At 69.4% G+C, this 21,030-nt stretch carries 4 protein-coding genes (1 of these 4 only partly in view); all 4 read right to left on the bottom strand.

Annotated features, from left to right (window positions below; all coding sequences use genetic code 11):
- Window positions 1-66 precede the first annotated feature (66 nt).
- Tightly spaced (each overlapping or abutting the next), the 4 genes in view from ANTHELSMS3_RS16940 to ANTHELSMS3_RS16925 form a layout consistent with a single transcriptional unit that may run on beyond the window.
- On the bottom strand, window positions 67-6,372 hold the full coding sequence (locus ANTHELSMS3_RS16940) for a type I polyketide synthase (protein ID WP_094035905.1): 6,306 nt from the start codon (window positions 6,370-6,372) through the stop codon (window positions 67-69).
- The gene (locus tag ANTHELSMS3_RS16935) at window positions 6,369-7,238 is read right to left on the bottom strand and encodes a DMT family transporter (RefSeq protein WP_094035904.1); all 870 of its coding nucleotides are present in this window, start codon (window positions 7,236-7,238) and stop codon (window positions 6,369-6,371) included. The genes ANTHELSMS3_RS16940 and ANTHELSMS3_RS16935 overlap by 4 nt, the downstream gene beginning before the upstream one ends.
- On the bottom strand, window positions 7,235-13,858 hold the full coding sequence (locus ANTHELSMS3_RS16930) for a type I polyketide synthase (protein WP_094035903.1): 6,624 nt from the start codon (window positions 13,856-13,858) through the stop codon (window positions 7,235-7,237). Before ANTHELSMS3_RS16930 ends, ANTHELSMS3_RS16935 begins: the two co-directional genes overlap by 4 nt.
- Window positions 13,855-21,030: the 3' portion of a type I polyketide synthase gene (locus ANTHELSMS3_RS16925; RefSeq protein ID WP_094035902.1), read on the bottom strand. The gene runs 321 nt beyond the window's last position; the window shows 7,176 of its 7,497 coding nt (coding positions 322-7,497); its start codon lies off the right edge, out of view; its stop codon occupies window positions 13,855-13,857. Before ANTHELSMS3_RS16925 ends, ANTHELSMS3_RS16930 begins: the two co-directional genes overlap by 4 nt.

Raw genomic sequence — 21,030 nt, 5'->3', positions numbered from 1 at the left:
CCGGAGCCCGCATGGAGGTTTCAGGAACGCGGCCCGGCCCCGTCAGGGCCGGACGCGGTGTGCGGATCAGATCACGGTTTCTTCCCAGATCTCCTCGCTTGGATCGCCGTCCGCCATGGCGTCCAGCAGGGTGTTCAGCTGCGTCGCGGTGGTCGCGGCAGTAGCCCCGCCAAGCAGCTCGCGCAGCGACAGTTCCAGACCAAGCGCGGCCCGGATCGCGTTGCGCAACTGCACTGCCATCAGCGAGTCGAAGCCCAGATCCGAATACGGACGTTCGGTGTCGAGCGCGGTGGCGCTGTAACCTAGTACCCGCGCCACCTGAGAGGTGACGAAGTCCATCAGCAGGGCAGGGCGCTCCGCCGGATCGGCGTCGAGGATATGCCGTGCGGTCTGCTCGAGGTCGTCGTCGCTGTCCGCCTCGGCCTCGGCCGGGTGTTGGTCGAGCAGCGCGCGGATCCGGCTCGACCCCTTGGTGGCGATCGTGGCCAGGTCCAGCCGCGCTATCATGGCGAAGGGCACTTCGCGTCCCACTGCCATTTCGAGGGTGTCGAGCGCCTCCTCGGTGCCCAGTTGGCCCAGGCCAACGCGCTTCCACCGCTCGCGGACGGTGTCGGACAGGCGCGCCGCCATGCCCACGTCGCCCCATGCGCCCCAGGCGACGGAGGTGACCGGCCGACCCGCCGCCCGTTCGCGCAGCGCGATGCTGTCGAGCCAGGCATTCGCCCCCGCATAGTTGGCCTGACCCGGAGAGCCAAGAACGGCAGAACTGGACGAGTAGAGAACGACGAAGTCCAAGGGCAGCCTCCTAGTCGCGGCCAGCAGGTTGTGCGCGCCGGCGACCTTGGGCCCGGCCACCCGGTCGAAACGCACGACCGTCTGGTCGGCGAGGGGCGCGTCGTCGAGCACGCCCGCGGCATGGATGATGCCGCGCAACGGCAGCGCCGAAGCGGCCAGATCGGCGACCAGCGCCGAAACCGCATCGGCGTCCGCCACGTCGCAGGCCACGGCGCGGACCGTGGTTCCCGTCGCTTCGGCCAGTTCGGCGGCGGCCTCCTGCGCCGCGTGGCTGTCGCCCGACCGCCCGACGAGGATGATCTCGCCTGCGCCGCGGGTCGCCAGTCGCTCGGCGGCCGCAAGCCCGATCCCCGCCAGGCCGCCGGTGACAAGATAAGAGCCATCGGACCGGACTGTCATCTTCGCGCCGCCGTCCGGTTCAGGGAGCAAGGCGATCTTGCCGGTATGTCGGGCATTTGCCATGAAGCGGAACGCCTCGCGCGCGTCCTCCAGCGGGAAGGCCTGGACCGGCAACGGTGCCAGCAGGCCGGCTTCGATGTCCGACAGGATGCTCTGGAACGAACGGCGCACCTCGTCCGGATCGTCGAGGATCTGTTCGCCCAAATCGACGATGGAATAGTTCACCTGCGGCGCGCGCTCCGACGCCTCCTGCGGTGTCCAGATGTTGTTCTTGCCGATCTCGAGGAAGGCGCCGCCGGGTTTGGTCACGCGCATCCCGGCCTCGATCATCTCGCCAGACAGCGCATTGATCACCATGTCGACACCTTCGCCGCCCGTGACCTCCATCACCGCGTCGCCGAAGCTGGCGGACCGCGAGTCGAAGGCGTGTTTCGCCCCCTCGCGCAGGACGAAGGCGCGCTTCGCCTCCGAACCGGCGGTGGCGATCACCTCGGCGCCCGCGCGCACCGCGAGCCGCAGCGCGGCGAGCCCGACACCGCCCGCCGCCGCGTGGACCAGCACGCGCTGTCCGGGCCGGATGCCGCCGGCGGTGGCGTAACACAGCGCAGCGGTCAGGTAGGTGTTGGGCACCGTGACCGCATCGGCAAAGCCGAGCTGGTCCGGCTTTGGCAGGACAAAGCGTTGGCCGACGGTCACATGACTGGCGAAACTGTCACCGGCCAGCGCGACAACGGGGTCTCCGGGTTTCAGCGCGTCGACACCTTCGCCGACCCGGGCGATCACGCCGGCGCATTCGCTGCCCATCCGGCCCGGATCGCCCGGGTACATGCCGAGCGCGTTCAGCACGTCACGGAAGTTGAGACCGGTGGCCCGGATCGCAATTTCGACCTCGCCCTTGCCGGGGGCCGTGCGCGGCTCTTCCGCGATGTGCAGCCGGTCGAGGTCGCCACGCTCGGTAAAGCGCAGCACCTTGCGGAGGGACTCTGGGCGCAACTGGGGAAGCGGCAACGGGCGCAGGCGCGGGGCGACGAAGCCGCCGGCGCGCAATGCCAGTTCCGGATCGGTCGCGGATTGCGCCAGCGCATCCAGTATTGCCTGCGGATCGACCGGAGCGAAAGGGTCGAGATCCAGCTGCACGAGGGGCGCGGTCTGGCGTTCCATGTCGATCACATGACACAGCCCGACCGTGACCCCGGCGGCGGGATCGGGCGCTTCCTCCGACCGAACGCGACGCGCGCCGCGGGTCACGACGCAGAGCCCGGCGGACGGGGCCAAGGATTCCATCGTCTGGACCGTGCGCAGCAGCACGTCATAGACCTCGCGGCCGTCCGATGGCGCATCGGCGGCGACGCAGTCCACGACCCAGTCCGGCGCCTCGCTGGCCAGTAACTCCGGCAGGTCCGCCGCCGTGGCCAGCCGCGCCGCCAGCGCCTTGGCGATCCCGGCCGAGACCTCGCCACCGGCACCCAGCACTAGCAGCCCGCCGGCCAGTTCGGCCGTACCGCGCGGCACGTCTTCCCAGCTGAGGGTCATGTCCTGAAGCGCGATCTTTTCGATCGCCAGCATCTGCTCCAGCGCCGAAGCGCTGGCCACGCGCGCATGAAGCCCGTCCACCTGCGCGACGCGCTGGCCGTCCTCGGTTTCGATGAGCAGGTCTGCCAGGATCTCGCTTGCGTCCTCGTTGCGCAGCTTCGCGACGACGCGGACCCGCGCTGGTGCGCTGCGCCACCAGTGGATCGCGTCGATCGACACCGGCAGGTAGAGCTGCTTTTCCTCGCGATCCGCGACGATGGCGCTGACCGCGTGGAACGCACTGTCCAGCAGCGCGGGATGCAGACGGTAATCCGCCACGTCCGGCAGCGCCTGCGACAGATCGACGGTCGCCACGGCGATGCCGTCGCCCTTGCTGATCGCGGCAAGGCCGAGGAAGGCTGGCCCGTATTGCACGCCAAGCTCTGTCAGTTCCGCGTAGTGCTCTCCGATATCGACCGGACGGTCGCAGAGCCGCGCGGCCTCTGCGCCGCCGGGCATCCCGTCCGGGTTCCGCTGGTCCCATTTAAGCGACAGCCGGGCAAGCGTGCGCCACTCGCCCTTGGGGTCGGCGGGGATTTCGCGGATGCTCAGTTCGAAGGCACCGTCCTTGCCGCGGGTCATGTCGGTGTGGACCGAGCGAATCTCGCCCTGCGGGAGCGACAGCGGGGCGTCGATATTCAGGCCCTCGATGACAACGGGTTCCTCGCCCTTGCACTCTTTCGCGGCGGCCAGCGCCATCTCCACATAGCCGGTAGCCGGGAAGATGACGTGATCGAGGATCGTGTGGTCGGCGAGATAGGGCGGATTGCCCGCTTCGAGCGTATTAAGAAAGGCCCGGTTCGGCGGCGGGGTTTGCTGGACGGCGCCGAGCAGCGGGTGGATCACGTCAGCCTGCGGGGTCGGCGATTGCGCGGGCGCGTCGAACCAGTAGCGTTCGCGTTGGAACGGATAGGTCGGTGCCTGAACCAAGCGGCCGCCCCGGTCTTTAAATACCTCGGGCCAATCGATCTGGACCCCGGCGGCATACGCTTCGGTCAGGGCGCGCATCGTAGTGGCCTCCGCGTCTTGGCCTCGGCGCAGCGTCGGAACGCTGCGCCATTTCGCGTCGGGCCGGGCCCGTGCGGCCAGTCCCAGCAGCGCCGGATGCGGACCGATCTCGATCAGGATGTCGGCACCGGCGGCCTCGATTGCGGCGACGCAATCGGCGAAGCGGACCGCGCCCCGCGCGTGATCGCGCCAATAGGTCGCGTCGGGGGCCTGGTCGCTGGCGAAGACCGTCCCGGTCAGGTTCGAAATCAGCGGAATATGCGGTGTGTTGTAGTCGAACCAGGTGGCGAAGGACTCGAACGGTTCCAGCATCGGGTCCAACAGCGGCGAGTGAAAGGCGTGGCTGACGGTCAGGCGGTTGGCAGAGATCCCGTCGGCCTCGAATTGCGCGAGCGCGGCGTCGATCGCCTCGGCGCTGCCCGAAATCACGGTTTCCTCGGGCGCGTTGATGCCAGCGATTGCCAGCGTCGCCTCGCGCCCCGCGATGGCCATTGCCACCTGCGCCTCTGGTGCGAAGACGGCGGCCATCGCACCGCCTTGGGGCAGTTGCTGCATAAGCCTTCCGCGTTCGGCCACCAGCCGCAGGGCCTGTTCATGCCCCATCACCCCGGCAAGGCAGGCGGCGACATATTCCCCGATGCTGTGACCTAGGACGACCGAGGGCGTGACCCCCCAGGACTGCCAGAGCTCCGCCATCGCGTATTCCACGGCGAACAGCGCCGGTTGTGTGTAGGCGGTTTCCGAAATCGGGCTGGCGTCGGGATCGGAAGGGAAAAGAACCTTGGTCAGTGGTTGCGCCAGCACATCCACCAGGATCGCGGCAGACCGGTCGATCGAGGCGCGGAACACCGGCTCAGCCTCGTAGAGGCCCTGTGCCATGCCGACATATTGCGACCCCTGTCCGGTGCAAAGGAACGCCACACGCGGCGCGGCGCCGGGTGGGGCGATGCCGGTGGCGGTGCCCGGAAGGGCGGTTCCGTCGGCGATGGCGCGCAGCCCGGCCTGCATCTCCTCGGCGTCGCGCGCCACCAGCGCCGTGCGCCGGGCGAGATGCGAGCGGCCTTCGGCCAGCGTGCGTGCAAGGTCCACGCCGGAGGGCGCGTCGGGACCGGAAAGGAAGTCGGCGTGACGCGCGGCAAGGTCGCGCAGCGCCGCTTCCGTTCCCGCCGAGAGCACGACCGGGAACGGCGCGTTCGGTGCGTCGGCAGGGGCCTCGGTCGGTTCGGGCGCGTCTTGAAGGATGATGTGGACGTTCGTGCCGCTAAAGCCGAAAGCGCTGACACCGGCCCGGCGCGGGGTTTCCCGCCGCGGCCAGGGCTCTGCCTCGTTGACCACCCTGAGCGGCAGCCGATCCCAGTCAATTCCGGGGTTCGGATCGTTGAAATGCAACTGCGGATAAATCGTTTCCGATTTCATGCAGGTGATGACCTTCAGCAGACCGCCGATACCGGCGGCCGCCTCTGCGTGGCCGATATTGGTCTTTAACGACCCGATGCGAAGCGGTTTGGCAGGGTCGCGCCCGGCGCACAGCACCGATCCCAGGGCACCCACCTCGATCGGGTCGCCAATCGGCGTGCCGGTGCCGTGGGCCTCGATATAGTCAATCTCCAGCGGTTTGAGCCCGGCATTGTCCAGCGCGCTTTTCAGCATACGCTCTTGCGCCGGTCCATTCGGCACCGTCATGCCGCTGGAGCGGCCGTCGGAATTCGTGGCGGTGCCGACGATCACGCCGAGGATGGGATTGCCGTCCGCTTGCGCGTCCGACAGCCGCTTCAGCGCGATCACGCCGCAGCCTTCGCCGCGCGCGAACCCGTTGGCCGAGGCGTCGAAGGTCTTGCACGCGCCGTCCGGTGACAGCATCCCCCATCGCGAGAACAGGATCATCGCGTCGGGCATAGCGATCACCGCAACACCACCGGCAAGCGCCAGGTCGCTTTCGCCGCGCCGCAGGCTCTGACAGGCAAGGTGGATGGCGTTGAGCGACGACGAGCACGCCGTGTCTACCGCTACGCAGGGGCCGTTGAAGCCGTAGGTGAAGGAAATCCTTCCGGCGGCAGCGTTCAGTGCGCCCCCGGTCGCCGAGTAGACGTCGGAGTCGCGAACGCCCGCGGCGTACATCAGCCGCGCATATTCATTGGTCGAGATGCCGACGAAGACGCCGGTATGGCTGCCGGTCAGCGAATCCGGCGCGATCGCCGCGCTTTCCATTGCCTCATGCGCGGTTTCCAGCAACAGGCGATGCTGCGGATCCAGCGATTTCGCCTCGCGCGGTGAGATGCCGAACGTCGCCGGATCGAATTGGTCGATCTGGTCCAGAAACCCACCGTTTCGGGTAAGGATTTTACCTAGGGCGTTACTGTCGGGCGAGTAGTAGGCATCGGCGTCCCAGCGGTCGTCCGGTACCCGGCGCACGGCGTTGACCCGGTTCTCGAGCAATTCGCGGAAATCCTCAAGGGTCTCGACCCCGCCCGGATAACGCAACCCGCAACCCACGACAGCGATCGGTTGCGTGTCCGCGCTCTCGGCCCGCTTCAGTTTTAGCTGCAGGCTCTCGATTGCGTCCAAGGCGTTACGGAGCATTTCTCTGTGTTCGTTCATTGGCTCACACTCACGCGAAATTTTGAATGAATTCTGACAAGGGGAATGGCGCAGGCGACAATTATGACTGCCACGAGGAAAAGGGTTCGGTAGTTCGGGGTATTGTGCCCGGCAATCCAGCCCAGGGACACAATAAACGGCACTTGGGCTAAGAGAAGCGGTGCGGTGTCCGAAACCGGCGCAGAGGCCATCGCCCGGTCGAGGCACCACAGGCAAACGAGGCCGAAGCCGCCCACAGCGACGAACAGCACCAGGTCGCTCGCGTCAGGGGGCTGCCAGACAAACGGCACGACCGGCGTCAAGGCCACGAAGACACCCAGTGCTGTGTAGAACAAGTTGGCGCGCAGCGGTTCGGTTCGCAGCGACCGCGTCATCACAACGTAAAGGCCGAAGGACGCCGCCATGCCAATCACCGGCAGCCATTGCCATCCCGAGGGCACGGACCGGCCGGCGATCAGCACCACCGCGGCCATTCCGCCCAATGCCGCCGCCAGCGTGACCGCGCCGCTGCTGCGTTCGCGCAGCAACAGGGCCGAAATGGCGAGTATCATCAATGGCGCACTCCAGAACCAGCCGGCGGCGGTCCGCCCGGCATCCATCCAGGCCGCGAAGACCCAGGAGGCGGGCATGATCAGCATCATCAGCGACCTCAGCAATTGGAACCCGGGTCGCCGCGTGCGCAGCAAACTGCCCGGCGCGCGCCAACCGAAGATCATCGCCATCAACCCGAGATGCACCAGGTAGCGTGTCCAGACCACCTGAAAGGCAGAGTACCGGGCCAGCAGGACAGCGCCCATCAGCTCAATGAATGCCCACAGGAAGACAAAACCCGTCATATAGTAGGTGCTTCGCAGGTGTCCGGTCATTGCAGTTCCTCCAGCCGGGCCCGCAGCCGGGCGATGAGGTCGTCGTCATCCTCCTGGTCGTCGGCATCGGAATCCGGGGGCCGCGCTGTGGACGCCGGAGGGCTGTCCTGCGCGGTGGCCGAAGGCCGGGGCTGGCTTTGCAGATGGCCATCGATGAATAGGGCCAGTGCGTTCACCGTCGGGTAGTTGAAGGTCAGGGTCGCCGGCAGGGTCAGGCCGGTGGCGCGTTCCAACCGGTGCCGCAGTTCCACTGACATCAGGCTGTCCATGCCCATGTCGAACAGCCCGCGATTGCGCGCGACGTCGTTGGCGCCGCTGCGGCCCATCGCGGCCGCCGCCTCGGCGGCCACGACGGTTTCAAGAATCCCCAGCCGCGCGGCTGCGGGTGCAGCCGCAATCCGCGCCAGAAGCACGGCGGACTGGTCCTCCTCGGGCTTGGCCGCCGCGTGGGCGGGTGCCGCCGTGGACGACGCGGCGTCCTCCTGCACCAGTAGCGACAGCATCGGCCGGGGGCGTCGGGTCTCGTGCAGTTCAACCAGCCTGCGCCAGTCGATATCGGCCACCAGCCGGTGCCCGTCGGCGCCGCCCACCAGGTCGAAAAGTGTGTCGAGCGCCGCCTCTACGGGCATCGGGCGCAGACCCTGCGCGCCATAGGTGCGTTGTGCCTCTTCCGACGCCAGCCGCATGATCTCCCAGGTACCCCAACCGATCGGAAGCACCCTGAGCCCCCGGTCCGGCGCCGCGGCGCTTGCATCCAGAAACGCGTTGGCGGCGGCATAATGGGCGAAGCCCTGTGCCCCCAGCATCGAGGTCGTCGAGGAGAACAGCACGAGGAATTCCGCCCCGTGCTGCGCCAACAGACGCTCCAGCGCCAGCGTGCCGGCGATCTTGGGCCGCAGCATCGCCCGGACCCGGTCCGGGTCGAGCTCGCCCAGCGGGGCCGCGTCTAGGTGCGCCGCCGCGTGGAACGCGCCACGGATCGGCGAGCCGTCCCGCGTCAGACGGTCCAGCGCCTCGGCCAGCGCGCCGGGGTCAGAGACATCCGCCCGAACGGCCATGGGCTCGGCCCCGGCCTCCCGCAGGGCGGCCATAACCGGCGCGTCCTCGTCGGGATTGCGGCCGATCAGGGCGATCCGTCCGGCACCATGTTCGGCGAGCGACCGGGCAAGCTCTACTCCGATGCCGCCGAAGCCCCCGGTGATCAGGTAGGTGCCCTTCGGATCGAGCCTAATCGGAACCGCCTTGGGCGCCGGTTTGCGCACCAGCCTGGGCACATGTCGGATGCCCCCCCGCCAGGTGCATTGATCCTCGGGGTCGTCCGACAGCACGCTGCGGGTGATCGCCGCCGCCTGTGCTTTGGGCGTCTCCGCCGGGTCGAGATCGACCAGCCCGCCCCAGGCCTCCGGCGTCTCGAGCGCCGCGACACGTCCCAGCCCGGCTACCGGCGATTGCCAGCGCGCGCCGCGCACGGGTGCGTCCGCTCCGACGCCGTGCAGACCGGCGGTGGCGATCCACAGGCGTCCGCCCGCCGCGTCCAGCGCCATGCTCTGCAACCGCGCCAACGGTGCGATGACGGCCGTCTCTTCGATCCGGTCGGCAAGGTCGTCCGCCGTGTCGTCCAACTCCGCAAGGCTCAGGACCGACAGGTCGATCACGTCCTCGGGCGCTTCGTCCAGCGCAACGACCCGCGCGCCCTCTGCTGCCAGTACGGAGCCCAGCGCGCTATCCAGCGCACCTCCGGTCCCGATAATCGCGACACGGCGCGGGTCCGCCAGCGGCTTGCGGGCGGCGATCAGCATCTGCTGTGCGGAACCACGCCCCAGATCGTCCGAACCGCCGACCGACGTGGCGGCCACGAGGCCAGTCCTGTCCAGCAACTCGCCCCACTGCTGCGGCGAGATCAGAGGGTAGTCGGCGCGCAAATCGCGGTCCGAGAACCGCCACCAACCCGGCGTCATGCCGAATGTCAGATCGACCCACGGTTCCGGTCGCACGCCCTCCAGCAGGATCATCATCCCGCCGGGGGCCAGCAGGCTCGCGGCATGGGAGAGGCTTTCGGCCAGGTCGCGCGTCGCGTGCAACACGTTCGCCGCGATCACGACATCATGCTGCCCGTGCGGGACGTCCTGCACCGCCGGGTCGCGCTCGATGTCCAGCAGCCCGGTGGTAAAGCCCTCGCGTGCGCCCAGACGTCCCGCCGCCGCGTCGAGAAAGTGCTGCGACACGTCGGTAAAGTGATATGCGCCGATCCGGTCGCCCAGAGTGGTCAGCGCGGCGTCGGTGGTGGCCCCGGTGCCCGCGCCGATCTCCAGGATACGCAACCGTTCCCCGGCGGGCAGATCCCGCGTCAGGTCCTGAAGCATCGTGCCCAGTGTCGCATTGTAGGTCCGGGCAAAGGGCGCGTCGACATAAAGCGCCCGTGCCTCCGCCAGCGAGCCGCCGGGAAACAGGCAGTCGAGCGGGTCGGCGCTACCGTTCAACACGCCCGCCAGTGCGTTGCCGCAGCGCCCCAGAATGGCCAGTTCCGGTGTCTCTCCGAACTCGACCAAGGCCTTCGCGTGCAGCGCGACCGCGTCGCCGTCGGGCAGTGGGCTGTCCAGGTCGATTTGTCCATCCCGCCGCTGAACCTGTCCCGCTTCGTCGAGAATGTCGATCAGCCGGGCGAACAGCATTCTCTGGCCCGGAACGATCATCAGGCGTTCCGCCAGCGCCGTGAGTCCGTACCGGTCGCGGGGAAGATCGTCGATGCCGAGCGTCTTAAGTGCGGCCAAGATATACGCGACCGACAACCGGTCCAGCGCGGGCAACAGGCGGTCATACAACTCCAGCCCGTGCCGCGACGCGAATTCTCCAAAGCTGTCGCCAAGCGCGCCGGCCACGGTTTCCGGCGCGCGCAGGTGACGGGCGGCGGGCAGGACAGGCGGTGCGGGCTGCCAGTCGAGCCCGTACTGTGCCGGGCCCGCTGTCGGTCCCGCTGCCGGGCCGACCGCGTCCTGCGCCGTGGCAGTCAGCCGTACGCCGGTCAAACTGCCGATCTCTCCACCTGCCGCGTCGTGGATCGTGACGTCAGCGTGATGCGTGGTCCCGTCAAAGCCGGGGCGCAGGCGGGCGTGGCACCAGAAGGGCCCGGCCAACGGAGCGTGGAGCGCGATGCGGTCCACCCCGGTCAGAAAGAACAGCCTGCCCGCCTCCGCTTGGTTCAGCGGCAGCGCCGCACCGGCGGCCTGGAAAACGCCATCCAGCAGCCCGGGATCGCAGAACGGCGCGTCGATGCCCGCCGTCTCCGCGCGTCCGATGCAGGCTAGGACCTCGCCATCCGTCCGGTGGAGGTGTTTCAGGCAGCGGAACCGCCCCGAAAGCTGGATGCCCAGCTCGGCCAGCCGGTCGAGATGCGCGCCGACACTGTCGTCCGCACTTAGCCGCCGCGCCTCTGCTGCCATGTCCTTGCGGGGCTGCTTTTCCGCATCGGTGCCGGGCACCAGCCGGCCGGTGGCGTGGCGCATCCACTCTTGGTTGCCCCCCTCGCAGGACCGGCTGTGGATCGCGAATTCGGCAGAGCCGTCGGGCTGCGGGGTGAGGCGGGTTTGCACCCGCACTGGTGCCGGGCCACTGCGCAGCGGCGCGGCGATCTCGAATTCCGTGACCGCCCAGCTGGACCGCGCAAGCGCATCCTCGGCCGCCCCGACGGCCAGCGCCAAGTAGACCGGCCCGGCGACGAAGGCGCTGCCCATCACCTCGTGTTCGGCAAGCCAGGGCAGGGCGGTGGTGGACAGGTCGGCCTCGAAGACCGGGTCCGGCATGTCGAGACGCGCGCCCGGTATAGGCCGCCCGGCCGGGGCCGTCGCAATCGGTGCCTGACGCTTGCCCGGCGGGTCGATCCAGAAGCGGCGATGTTCGAACGGGTAGGTGGGCAGTTCCACAGGCCGCAGGCGCGGCGTGCCGGACGTCGCGGCCCGGTCCACCGGAACCCCGTTCACAAAGAGCCCGGCCTGCGCGCGCGAAAGCTCTGTCCAGTCGTCATGGTCGCGCCGCAGCGAACCGAGATAGACCGGTCGTTCCGCCGCTGCCAAAGCGTCCGTATCCCGCGCGGCCAGAGCCGCCAGTACCGGGTGCGGGCCGATTTCCAGGAACATCCGGTGACCCTCCGCGCGCAGCCGGGACATGCCATCAGCAAAGCGCACCGGTTCGCGCAGGTGGCGGCACCAGTACTCTGCATCCGGCGCCCCGCCGGGCAGCGCCGCGCCGCCCGTCAGGTTCCACGCAACCGGGACCGTCGGGCTCTGCGCCGGAATGTCCGCCGCGGCCCGCGCCATGTCGTCCAGCGCGCAGTCGACCATCGGGGAATGCGCCGCGAAAGAGATGTGCAGCCGGTGCCCCTGAAGACCGGCGCGGGCGAGATCGCCCAGCGTGGCGTCGATGCCTCCAGCCGCGCCCGAGATGACCACGCTGTCATGCGCGTTCACCGCCGCGATGGAAACCTTGTCCGCATAGGGCGCGATGGCCCGCTCCGCCTCCTCGCGCCCCATGAACAGCGCCGCCATCGCGCCACCCTCGGGCAGTTGCGACAGCAGTTGCCCCCGGCGCGCAGCCAGGGTCAGGCCGTCCTCCAATGCGAAGACACCGGCAATGCTGGCCGCCGCCAGTTCCCCGGCCGAGTGGCCGATCACCGCCGCCGGCTCCACCCCCCAGGACCGCCAGAGCGCGGCCAGCCCGCATTCGACCGCGTAAAGCGCGGGCTGGGTCCATTCGGTGCGGTGCAGCAAGTCCGGCGCGCCGGCTGTGCCGTGCATCACGTCGATCAGCCGCAGACCGCCATCCTGCGGGCCAAGCGCGGCGTCGCAGCGCTCGATGATGTCGCGAAACACCTTCTCGCTGTCGAATAGGGATCGCGCCATGCCGGGATATTGCACGCCCTGACCGGTACAGAGGAAGACGACACCGTTCGCTTCGCCCGGTTCCACTTGGCCGCGTTGCGCCCGATCGTCCGCGCGGCCCTCCGCGACGGCCCGGAGTACCTCGGCGGCGTTCTCGGTGGACTCCGCCACCACCGCCAGACGCTCCGGCAGGGCGGCGCGCCCGGTCGCCAGGGTGGCGGCCACCGCGGCGAGATCGACGGTCTTGCCCTGCAGCGCGGATGCCAGCCGCCCGGCTTGTTCCCTGAGTGCGGTTTCAGTGCGGGCCGAGACCGGCAGGCAGCGCGCCCGCTCGGGCGTGACCTGTGGTTTCATGGCGGGCGGTGCTTCGAGGACCAGATGCGCGTTGGTTCCACTGAAGCCGAACGAACTGACACCGGCAATGCGCCGCGTCGCCCAGTCCGGCCAGTCGCGCGCCGTGGCGGCAATCTCGATGCCGGTCCGGTCCCAGTCGACCTCCGGATTGCCGCTGTGAAAGTGCAGATGCCGCGGAATGTGCCCGTGTTTGAGCGCCAGCACAGTCTTGATCGTCCCGGCGATGCCGGCGGCGCTTTCGAGATGTCCGAAATTGGTCTTGGCGGAGCCGACGACCAGCGGCCGGTCAGAGGGTCGCCCGCGGGTCAGCGCCGCGGCCAGGGCGCGGATCTCGATCGGGTCGCCCAGCTTGGTCCCGGTGCCATGCGCCTCGACATAGCCCACATCCTCGGGCGCGATCCCGGCATCGGCCAGCGCCGCGGCGATCAGCTTTTCCTGGGCGTGGCGGCTGGGCACGGTCAGCCCGGCGCTGCGCCCGTCATGGTTCAGCGCGCTGCCCCGGATGACGGCGTGGATCTCGTCATTGTCGCGCAGCGCGTCGTCGAGGCGCTTTAGAGCGACCAGCCCGCAGCCCTCTCCCCGTGCAAAGCCGTCGGCGGCGGCGTCGAAGGCCTTGCAGCGGCCATCCGGCGCCAGCATGCCCGCCTTCGACAGTGAAACCATCGTGTCCGGTTCGCAGATCACGTTGACACCACCCGCCAGCGCCAAGTCGCAGGTTTCCGTCCGTAGGGACAGGATCGCCTGGTGCATCGCCACCAGCGAGGACGAACAGGCCGTGTCCACCGATAGCGCCGGTCCCGCCAGCCCTAGCACATAGGAAATCCGCCCCGCCGCGACGCTGGGCGCGTTGCCCGAGGCGACATAGGCGTCGATCTGTTCGGCCCCGCGTTTCAAGACCCGCTGGAAATGGTCGCCGTTGCAGACCCCGACAAAGACCCCCGTGGCGCTGCCGGACAGGCTGGATGGGTCGATCCCGCCATGTTCCAGCGTCTCCCACGCGGTTTCCAGCAGCAGCCGCTGCTGCGGGTCCATCGTTGCCGCTTCGCGCGGGGATATGCCGAAATGCTCGGCGTCGAACCCGGCCACGTCATCGAGAAACCCGCCGAGATTGACCGAGATCTTGCCCGGTGCGCCGGTGTCGGGATCGAACCAAGCATCTCTGTCCCAGCGCTCTCCGGGGACTTCGCCGATGGCCTCGCGCCCCTCCATCAGGAAGCGCCAATAGGCATCCGGCCCGGTCACGCCGCCGGGAAAGCGGCAGCCGATCCCCACAACCGCCACTGGCGCCATGCGTCGCGCTGCCGCCTGTTCCAGCTCGGTGTTCATCCGCAGCGCCAGCACCGCCAGCTGTTTCTGCGACAGCCCCCTGATCCGTTCGAGAAAACTGCTCATGCTTCTGCCTCGTCGTTCGGGTTGCCGTCCAGCCCCAACAGGCTTTCCAGTTCGTCGTCGCTCATGTCGTCCAGACCTTCGAATAGGTCCGCCGGTGCCGCCTTGTCCTGCGCGGGCGGCGCGGGCTGATCGTCCAGCCCCAGCTCCGCCATGAGCGCGGTGCCCAGTTCGGCCAGCGACGGGTTTTCGAACAGCAGCGTCGCGGGCAAGCGCCGCCCCAGCGCCTTGCCGATCCGGTTGCGCAACTCGATCGCCAGCAACGAGTCGAGCCCCAGTTCGCCGAATGGCGTTGCAGGATCTAATCTGCGGCCTTCCGGCAGGGCGAAGGACTCGCGCAGCGTGTCCTCCAGGAATGCGTCCAGAACCCTGCGCTTGCGTTCCGGCGCCGCGTCTGCCAGCCGCTGTAGAAGGTCGTCCGCCTCTTGCCGGGTCTTCGGGTTCGACGTGGGCGCGGACATCTTCGCCTCTGGAACCAACCGGGCCGCCGCGGGCAGGACCGGGTTCGGCGTGCCGCCGCGCCATTGCGCAAGCCGCTCCCAGTCAATTGGAGCCACGGCCACCGCGCCACTGGCGTCGCGCATGAGCGCGGCGCAGGCCGCGCGTCCCTCGGCGGGCGACAGCGCCCGGATCCCCTGTTCCGAAAGGCGCGCGATTGTGGCGGGGTCGGCGGCGGCACCGATGCCGCTCCACGGCCCCCAGGCGATGGCCAGGCCGGGCAATCCGTTGGCCGCGCGGCGGCGCATCAGCGCGTTCAGCGCCGCGTTTGCGGCGGCGTGGTTGGCCTGCGCCGGGGCGCCGAGGACCGAGGCCAGAGACGAGAACGCACAGAACAGGTCCAGCGGGTCGGAGCGGGTCAGCCGCTCCAGCAGCTGGGTGCCGCGGACCTTCGCGGCCATCACTGCCTTGATCGTCTTGCAGTCCTGCGACATCAGCCCGGCATCTGACAATGTGCCCGCCGCATGAACGACACCGCGCAGCGGCGGTCCCTCCCGCCGTATGTCGGAAACAAGTGCCTCCATGCCCTCTGGGTCCGCCACGTCGACGATCCGCGTATCGATGCGGACGCCCCCGGCGCGCAGCCCGTCCAGCCGTGCCTGCACCTCGTCTGATGGCGAGCGGCGTCCGGTGGCGACGATGCGTCCCGCACCGTCCTCGGCCAGCCGTTGGAGCGTGTCCAGCCCCAGCCCGGACAGCCCGCCGGTCACGAGGTAGGTGCCCGACCGGCGAACCTGCACCGGCTGTTCGGACAGCGTGAGGACGATCTTGCCCACATGCTCGCCGCGCGACATCAGGCGGAACGCCTCTTCGACATTCTCCATTGCAAAGCACTGGCGCGGCAGTGGGGTCAGCTTGCCGGTATCGAGGTCGCCAAGCACCCGGCGGAGGATCACGCCGATGCGCTCGGGGTCGTTGTCGGCGATGTCGCCCCAGTTGACCGGGGTGTATCGGATGCCGGGCGCAATCCCGTTCAGGGTCGCCGCGTCGAGCAGGTCGCGCACGCCCAGTTCGACCATGCGGCCGCCGCTGGCCAGCGCTCTCAGGCTGGCTTCCGCCATCTCGCCGGACAGCGAGTTCAGCACAAGGTCGACGCCAAGCCCGCCGGTGACCTCCAATATCTCGTCGCGGAAGCCGGGAGTTCGGGAATCCATCACGCGGACAGCCCCGAGCGCCTTCACCAGCGCGCGCTTCTCGTCGCTGCCGGCGGTGGCATAGACCTCGGCTCCGGCCGCCAGCGCGATCTGCAAGGCGGCCATCCCGACCCCGCCCGCCGCGGCGTGGATCAGCACACGCTCGCCCGCTTGAAGGCCGCCGACCTCGTGCAGGCAGTAATCGGCGGTGACGAAGGGAATGGCAAAGGCTGCCCCGTCGATCATGTCAAAGCCGTCGGGCAGCGGCGCCGCCAGCGCGGCTGGAAGCGTCAGGTGCGTGGCCAGCGTCCCCGGCGACATGCCGACCACCGCGTCGCCCGCCGCGAAATCCTGCACGCCCGGCCCCACGGCCACGACACGTCCGGCGCATTCGCCGCCTAAAGGCGGGGCCCCCGGATATTCGCCAAGCGCGTTCAGCACGTCGCGGAAGTTCAACCCGGCGACCTCGACCGCGATCTCGATCTCGCCGGGACCGGGCGCGCGCCGCGTCAGGGCCGCGCGGTCCAGCCCCTCCAGTGTACCGGGATCTGTGTTCACCAGCTGCCAGCTTTCCGACGCCCGGTCCTGTGCCGCGGGCAGTGCCCAGGGCGACAGGCGGGCCACGAGCCGGTCCTGGCCGCGCAGCGCCAGTTCCGGCTCGTCGGCAGTGTCGAGCAGGGCGGCGGCCAGGCCCTCGGGATCGTCCGATCCCGGTTCGATGTCGATGCGCCGAAACTCCTGGCCGGGCAGTTCCAGCGCCGCGCTGCGGGCAAGACCGGCCACCGCCGCCTCTTCTTCGCGCGGGGTGTCGGTCAGGCGGTCCAGCCGTTCCGCGCCGCGCGTGATCAGGGTCAGACGCGCGTCCGGCGCGGCCTCGGCCACGGCCTGAATCACCTCCAGCGCCGCTGCGGTTCGATCGCTTGGCGACTGCCGCCGTGCCCCGCCGAGGACCACGAGCCGGTCCGGGGCCTCTCCCGCCTCGGCCATGCGCCGCAATTCGGTTCGAAGGTCGCAGTCGGGGTCCAGCACCTCGGCCCGCGCCCCGGCGGAAACCAGCGCCGCCGAGAGGCGCGGCGCCAGCGTGTCGGTGTCTGGCAGGATCAGCCAGCGGTCCTGCCGCCCGTCGCGGGCACCAGCGACCAGCACCGCCTGCCGCCCGCGGCTGCCGGGCAGGTCGGGATCGCCGTCCAACGCCTCGGGCGCGGTGAACCCGGCTTGACGCAGCAGGTCCAGCCAGCCCTTCCGGTCCAGCAAGGGGCCGTCGCGGCGCAGGTCAGTGTCGGAATAGGCCCACCAACCGGAGGTCAGACCGACCGTCAGGTCGAACCACCGCCGGGGCGACGTAACCTCAAGTATCACCAGCCGCCCGCCGGACGCGATGACACGCCGCACACGCGCCAGCGTCGCGGCAAGGTCGCTCGTGGCGTGCACCACGTTGGCCCCGATCACCACGTCGAAGGAGTGTGGGTCGAGCCCTTGATCGACAAGCTCCCGTTCGAGGTCCAGCACCTGAAAGTCCATGCCCTCGCGGTGGCCAAAACGGTCTCGCGCACGTTCGACAAAACTGGGGCCAATATCGGTGAACACATAGCGGGTTCCGGGGGGCAAACGCTCGATCACCCGCGCCGTGGTGCCGCCGGTGCCGCCGCCGATTTCCAGAATCCGCAAGGGCCGCCCGACATCCACCATTCCAGACAGGATCTCGGCGATCAGACTATTGAAATAGACCGATGTCGGGACCTCGCCGTAAAGCTTCTCAGCGCTGCTCGTGTCGCCGCCGGGAAACAGCAGCTCCAGCGGGTCGGTCCGCCCGCACAGCGCATCGGCAAGGCCCGCACCCGCGCGCAGCAGCATCTCTACCTCTGGCAGGGCGGCGGCGGGCGCGATTTCGCGCAGGTCGGCCGGATCTTCGGCCGGGGCCAGCCGGCGCCGCACATGCCAGATCTCGCCCGCGCGGTCCAGATCGCCCGCCTCGGCCAATATGTCCAGCAGGCGCGAGAACAGGCGGCGGTGGTCCTCGACAATGCCCAACCGGTCCGCAAGGGCCTGTTCCGCGACGGTGCTGCCGGGTTCGGGCCTCCATCCCAGCGCGTCAAAGGTCCTACGCACGATGGGGATACAGGCCGCGTCCATCGCCTCTGCGAATATGTCGTACTTGTCTAGTTCGGCCCTGCTGGCGAGATCTTCGGCCCGCGCGGCTGCCCCGGCGACAAGCGCATCAGGTGAGGGGAGGTCGCCGTGCGCCACCCAGTTCAACGCGTAGAGCGCGTCCGACAGGGGCGTCCCCCCGGCGGTCAGCGCGCTCGGTGCCGCCAGCCGACGCAGCCGGAGTCCGGTCAGCGCGAGGACGGGCTGTCCGTCTTCCGTTCTTGCCCGGATCTCAGCGACCAGTCCATCGCCGCCCGCAGACTGCACATTGACCTGCACCGTCAGGCTGCGGTCCGGCTTGCCACCAAGGGCGAAGCGGTCGGCGGCGAAGGGCAGGAACGCGCCCGCCGCACGCGCGGCCGGGGATGCGCCGATCAGTTGCAGGCAACCATCCAGCAGCAACGGATGGATCGGCAGCGCCGGGTCGTGCGCGACGTCATCGGGAAGTGCAATCGTCCCGACCACCTCGTCGCCGGTGACAGTGAGCGTCTCGATCACCCGGAAGGCCGGGCCAAGCGCGATGCCCTGCGCCTGCCACTCCTCGTAGAGTTCGGCCGGATCGACGGATTGGTCACACTCTGGCGCTGGTGATGCGGGCAATGCGTCTTGTTCTGCCACACGGGCAGAGGCGTGACGCTGCCAGTCGCCGCTGTCGCCCATGCGGCTGTGCACGGTCAGCTCTCCGCCCCGGGCGACGGTCTGCAAGGACAGGGCAGTTCCGTCCCCGGGCAGGGTCAGCGGCGCTTCGAACAGGATGTCCTCCAGCGCGGCGCGTCCGTCCGCCCCCTGCGCCGCGGCCATCATCGAGATCAGCGCCGCGCCGGGCAGGATCACCGCGCCGTTCACAACGTGATCCGATACCCAGCCGGGCGCGTCGGCCGCAGCGGCACCTTGCCAAATCTGCGCCTCGTCCAGCGCCAGCGGCACGGCTTGGCCCAGCAACCCGCCGGGGGCGGCCCCGGTCCCGGGCAGTTCCGCGCGCGGCGAGATCCAGTGGGAGTCGCGGACGAAGGGATAGGTCGGCAGGCCGACAACGCGCCCGCCGCGCAGCTTTTCGAGCGCCTGCCAGTCGACCGGCACTCCGGCGGTCCAGAGCGCCCCGAGGGCGTCCTGCATCTGTCCCCATTCGCCGCGTCCGCGACGCATTGATGCAGCAAACGTCGCCCCCTCTGGCATGTCTCCGCCGTCCAGAGTCTCGCGCGTCAACGCCGTCAGCACGGGTTGCGGGCCGATCTCGACGAAGGCCGTGGCCCCCAGCCGCGCAAGCTCTGCCGCGCCGTCGGCGAACCGCACCGCATCGCGCATGTGACGCCGCCAGTAGCCGGGCGTGCCGATCGTCTCCGCGTCGACGGTCTTGCCCGTGAGGTTGGAGATCAGGCGCAGGTCGGGCCGACCGTAGGACACGCGCTTCGCGACCGCCTCGAACGCATCCAGCGCGGGATCGACAAGGCCTGAATGGAAGGCGTGCGACACCGGCAGGCTGCGGCTGTCGATGCCCTCGGCGGTCAGCGCGGCGGCCAGCCTGTCCAGCGCGTCCAGCGGACCCGAGACGACGGTTTGTTCTGGCGCGTTCACCGCGGCGATGTCCAATCCGCCTTGCAGCATCCCGCCCAGCGCGGTTTCCGGCGCGGCGACCGACAGCATCCCGCCGCCCTCGGGCAAGGCATCCATCAGGCGACCCCGTTCTGCCACCAGGTCGAGTGCGTCCTCGAACCCCATCACACCGGCCATACAGGCGGCGGCGAATTCCCCGACCGAGTGGCCGATCACCATGTCCGGCCGGACACCCCACGACGACCAGAGCTGTGCCAGCGCGTATTCGAGGGCGAAGAGCGCGGGCTGGGTAAAACGGGTCTGGTCCAGCAGACCCTCTGTGCCCTGCGCGCCGAACACAACGTCGAGCAACGGCGCATCAAGCTGTGGGTCCAGCCGCGCGGCGGCGCGGTCGAGGATGTCGCGCACCACCGGCGCCCGGTCGTACAGGTCACGGCCCATCCCCGCGAATTGCGCGCCTTGCCCGGTGAACAGGAAAGCGATCTGCGGGGTCTGTCGGATCGGACCGGCGACCGCTCCGCCGCCCGAGGCGAGCGTCTCCAACGGTGCCCGCAGGTCGCCCGCCGACGCGCCGTTCACAGTGGCGCGGTAGGCAAGCTGCGCGCGCCCGGAGTTGGCGGTCCGGCACAGATCGGCCAGCGCGGGCGTCTCGCCCTGTGCCAGGCGTTCGGCATGAAGCGCGGCGAGCCGGCGCAGCGACTCTGCGCTGGCCGCGGACAATCCGACGACGCCCGGTTCCTCCCCTGGCGCGCGGGCCGGAGCGGGGGGCGGGGCCTCTTCTACCACCACATGCGCGTTGGTGCCGCTGAAACCGAAGGCGCTGACCGACCCGATGCGGCGTTCGTTGACCGGCTCCCAAGCTTCCGTCGCGGTGGGCACGCGAACCGGCAGGGCCGCCCACGGAATATGGGGGCTGGGGGTGTGGAAATGCAGGTGACGCGGGATCCGGCGGGCGCGTAGCATCAGGACCAACTTGATCAGGCCGGTCACACCGGCGGCGCCTTCGAGATGGCCGAGATTGGTCTTGACGGAGCCAACGACCAGCGGCGACTGGCGGCCCGCGAACACGTTTCCGAGCGCGCGCATTTCCTGCGGATCGCCCAGATTGGTGCCGGTGCCATGCGCCTCTAGGTAGCCCAGATCGGCGGGTCCGATCCCGGCATCGGCCAGCGCGGCGCGGATCACCGATTCCTGCGCGGGTCCGCTGGGCGCGGTCAGCCCGCTGGACGGGCCGTCCTGGTTCACCGCGCTGCCGCGAAGCACGGCGATCACCCGGTCGCCATCTGCCTGCGCGGCGGCCAGCGTCTTCAGCACCACCGCGCCGCAGCCCTCTGCCCGCGCGAACCCGTCGGCGCTGGCGTCGAAGGCCTTGCAGCGCCCGTCCGGTGCCAGCATGTGCGCCCGCGACAGCGCGATGAAGATCTCGGGCGACAGCATCAAGCTGACGCCGCCCGCAATGGCCAACCGCGTCTCGCCGCGCCGTAGCGACTGCATCGCCTGATGCACCGCCACCAGCGACGATGAACATGCGGTGTCGATTGTGACGCTGGGTCCGCATAGGCCCAGCAGGTAGGACAGCCGCCCAGAGATCACGCTGTGCGCGATGCCCGAGGCGAAATGCGTGTCGAGAAGCGCGGGATCGCGCGCCGCCACCTGCAGATAGGTATAGTCGGACCCGGTTGCGCCGCAGAACACCCCCGTAGGCGAGCCGCTCAACGAATCCGGCGCGATCCCGGCATGTTCAAGCGCTTCCCACGCAGTCTGCAGGAACAGCCGTTGCTGCGGGTCCATGCCACGCGCCTCGCGACGGGAAATGCCGAACAGGCCCGCGTCGAAGGCATC

The organism is Antarctobacter heliothermus (genome assembly GCF_002237555.1).
Lineage (GTDB): Bacteria > Pseudomonadota > Alphaproteobacteria > Rhodobacterales > Rhodobacteraceae > Antarctobacter > Antarctobacter heliothermus_B.
Note: the sequence above shows the minus strand (reverse complement) of the source record. Positions and strands in the feature narration are given on the sequence as shown.

Coding starts and splice junctions, on each gene's coding strand:
- ANTHELSMS3_RS16935 (WP_094035904.1), bottom strand. CDS start 7,238: ATGACCGGACACCTGCGAAGCACCTACTATATGACGGGTTTTGTCTTC.
- ANTHELSMS3_RS16940 (WP_094035905.1), bottom strand. CDS start 6,372: ATGAACGAACACAGAGAAATGCTCCGTAACGCCTTGGACGCAATCGAG.
- ANTHELSMS3_RS16930 (WP_094035903.1), bottom strand. CDS start 13,858: ATGAGCAGTTTTCTCGAACGGATCAGGGGGCTGTCGCAGAAACAGCTG.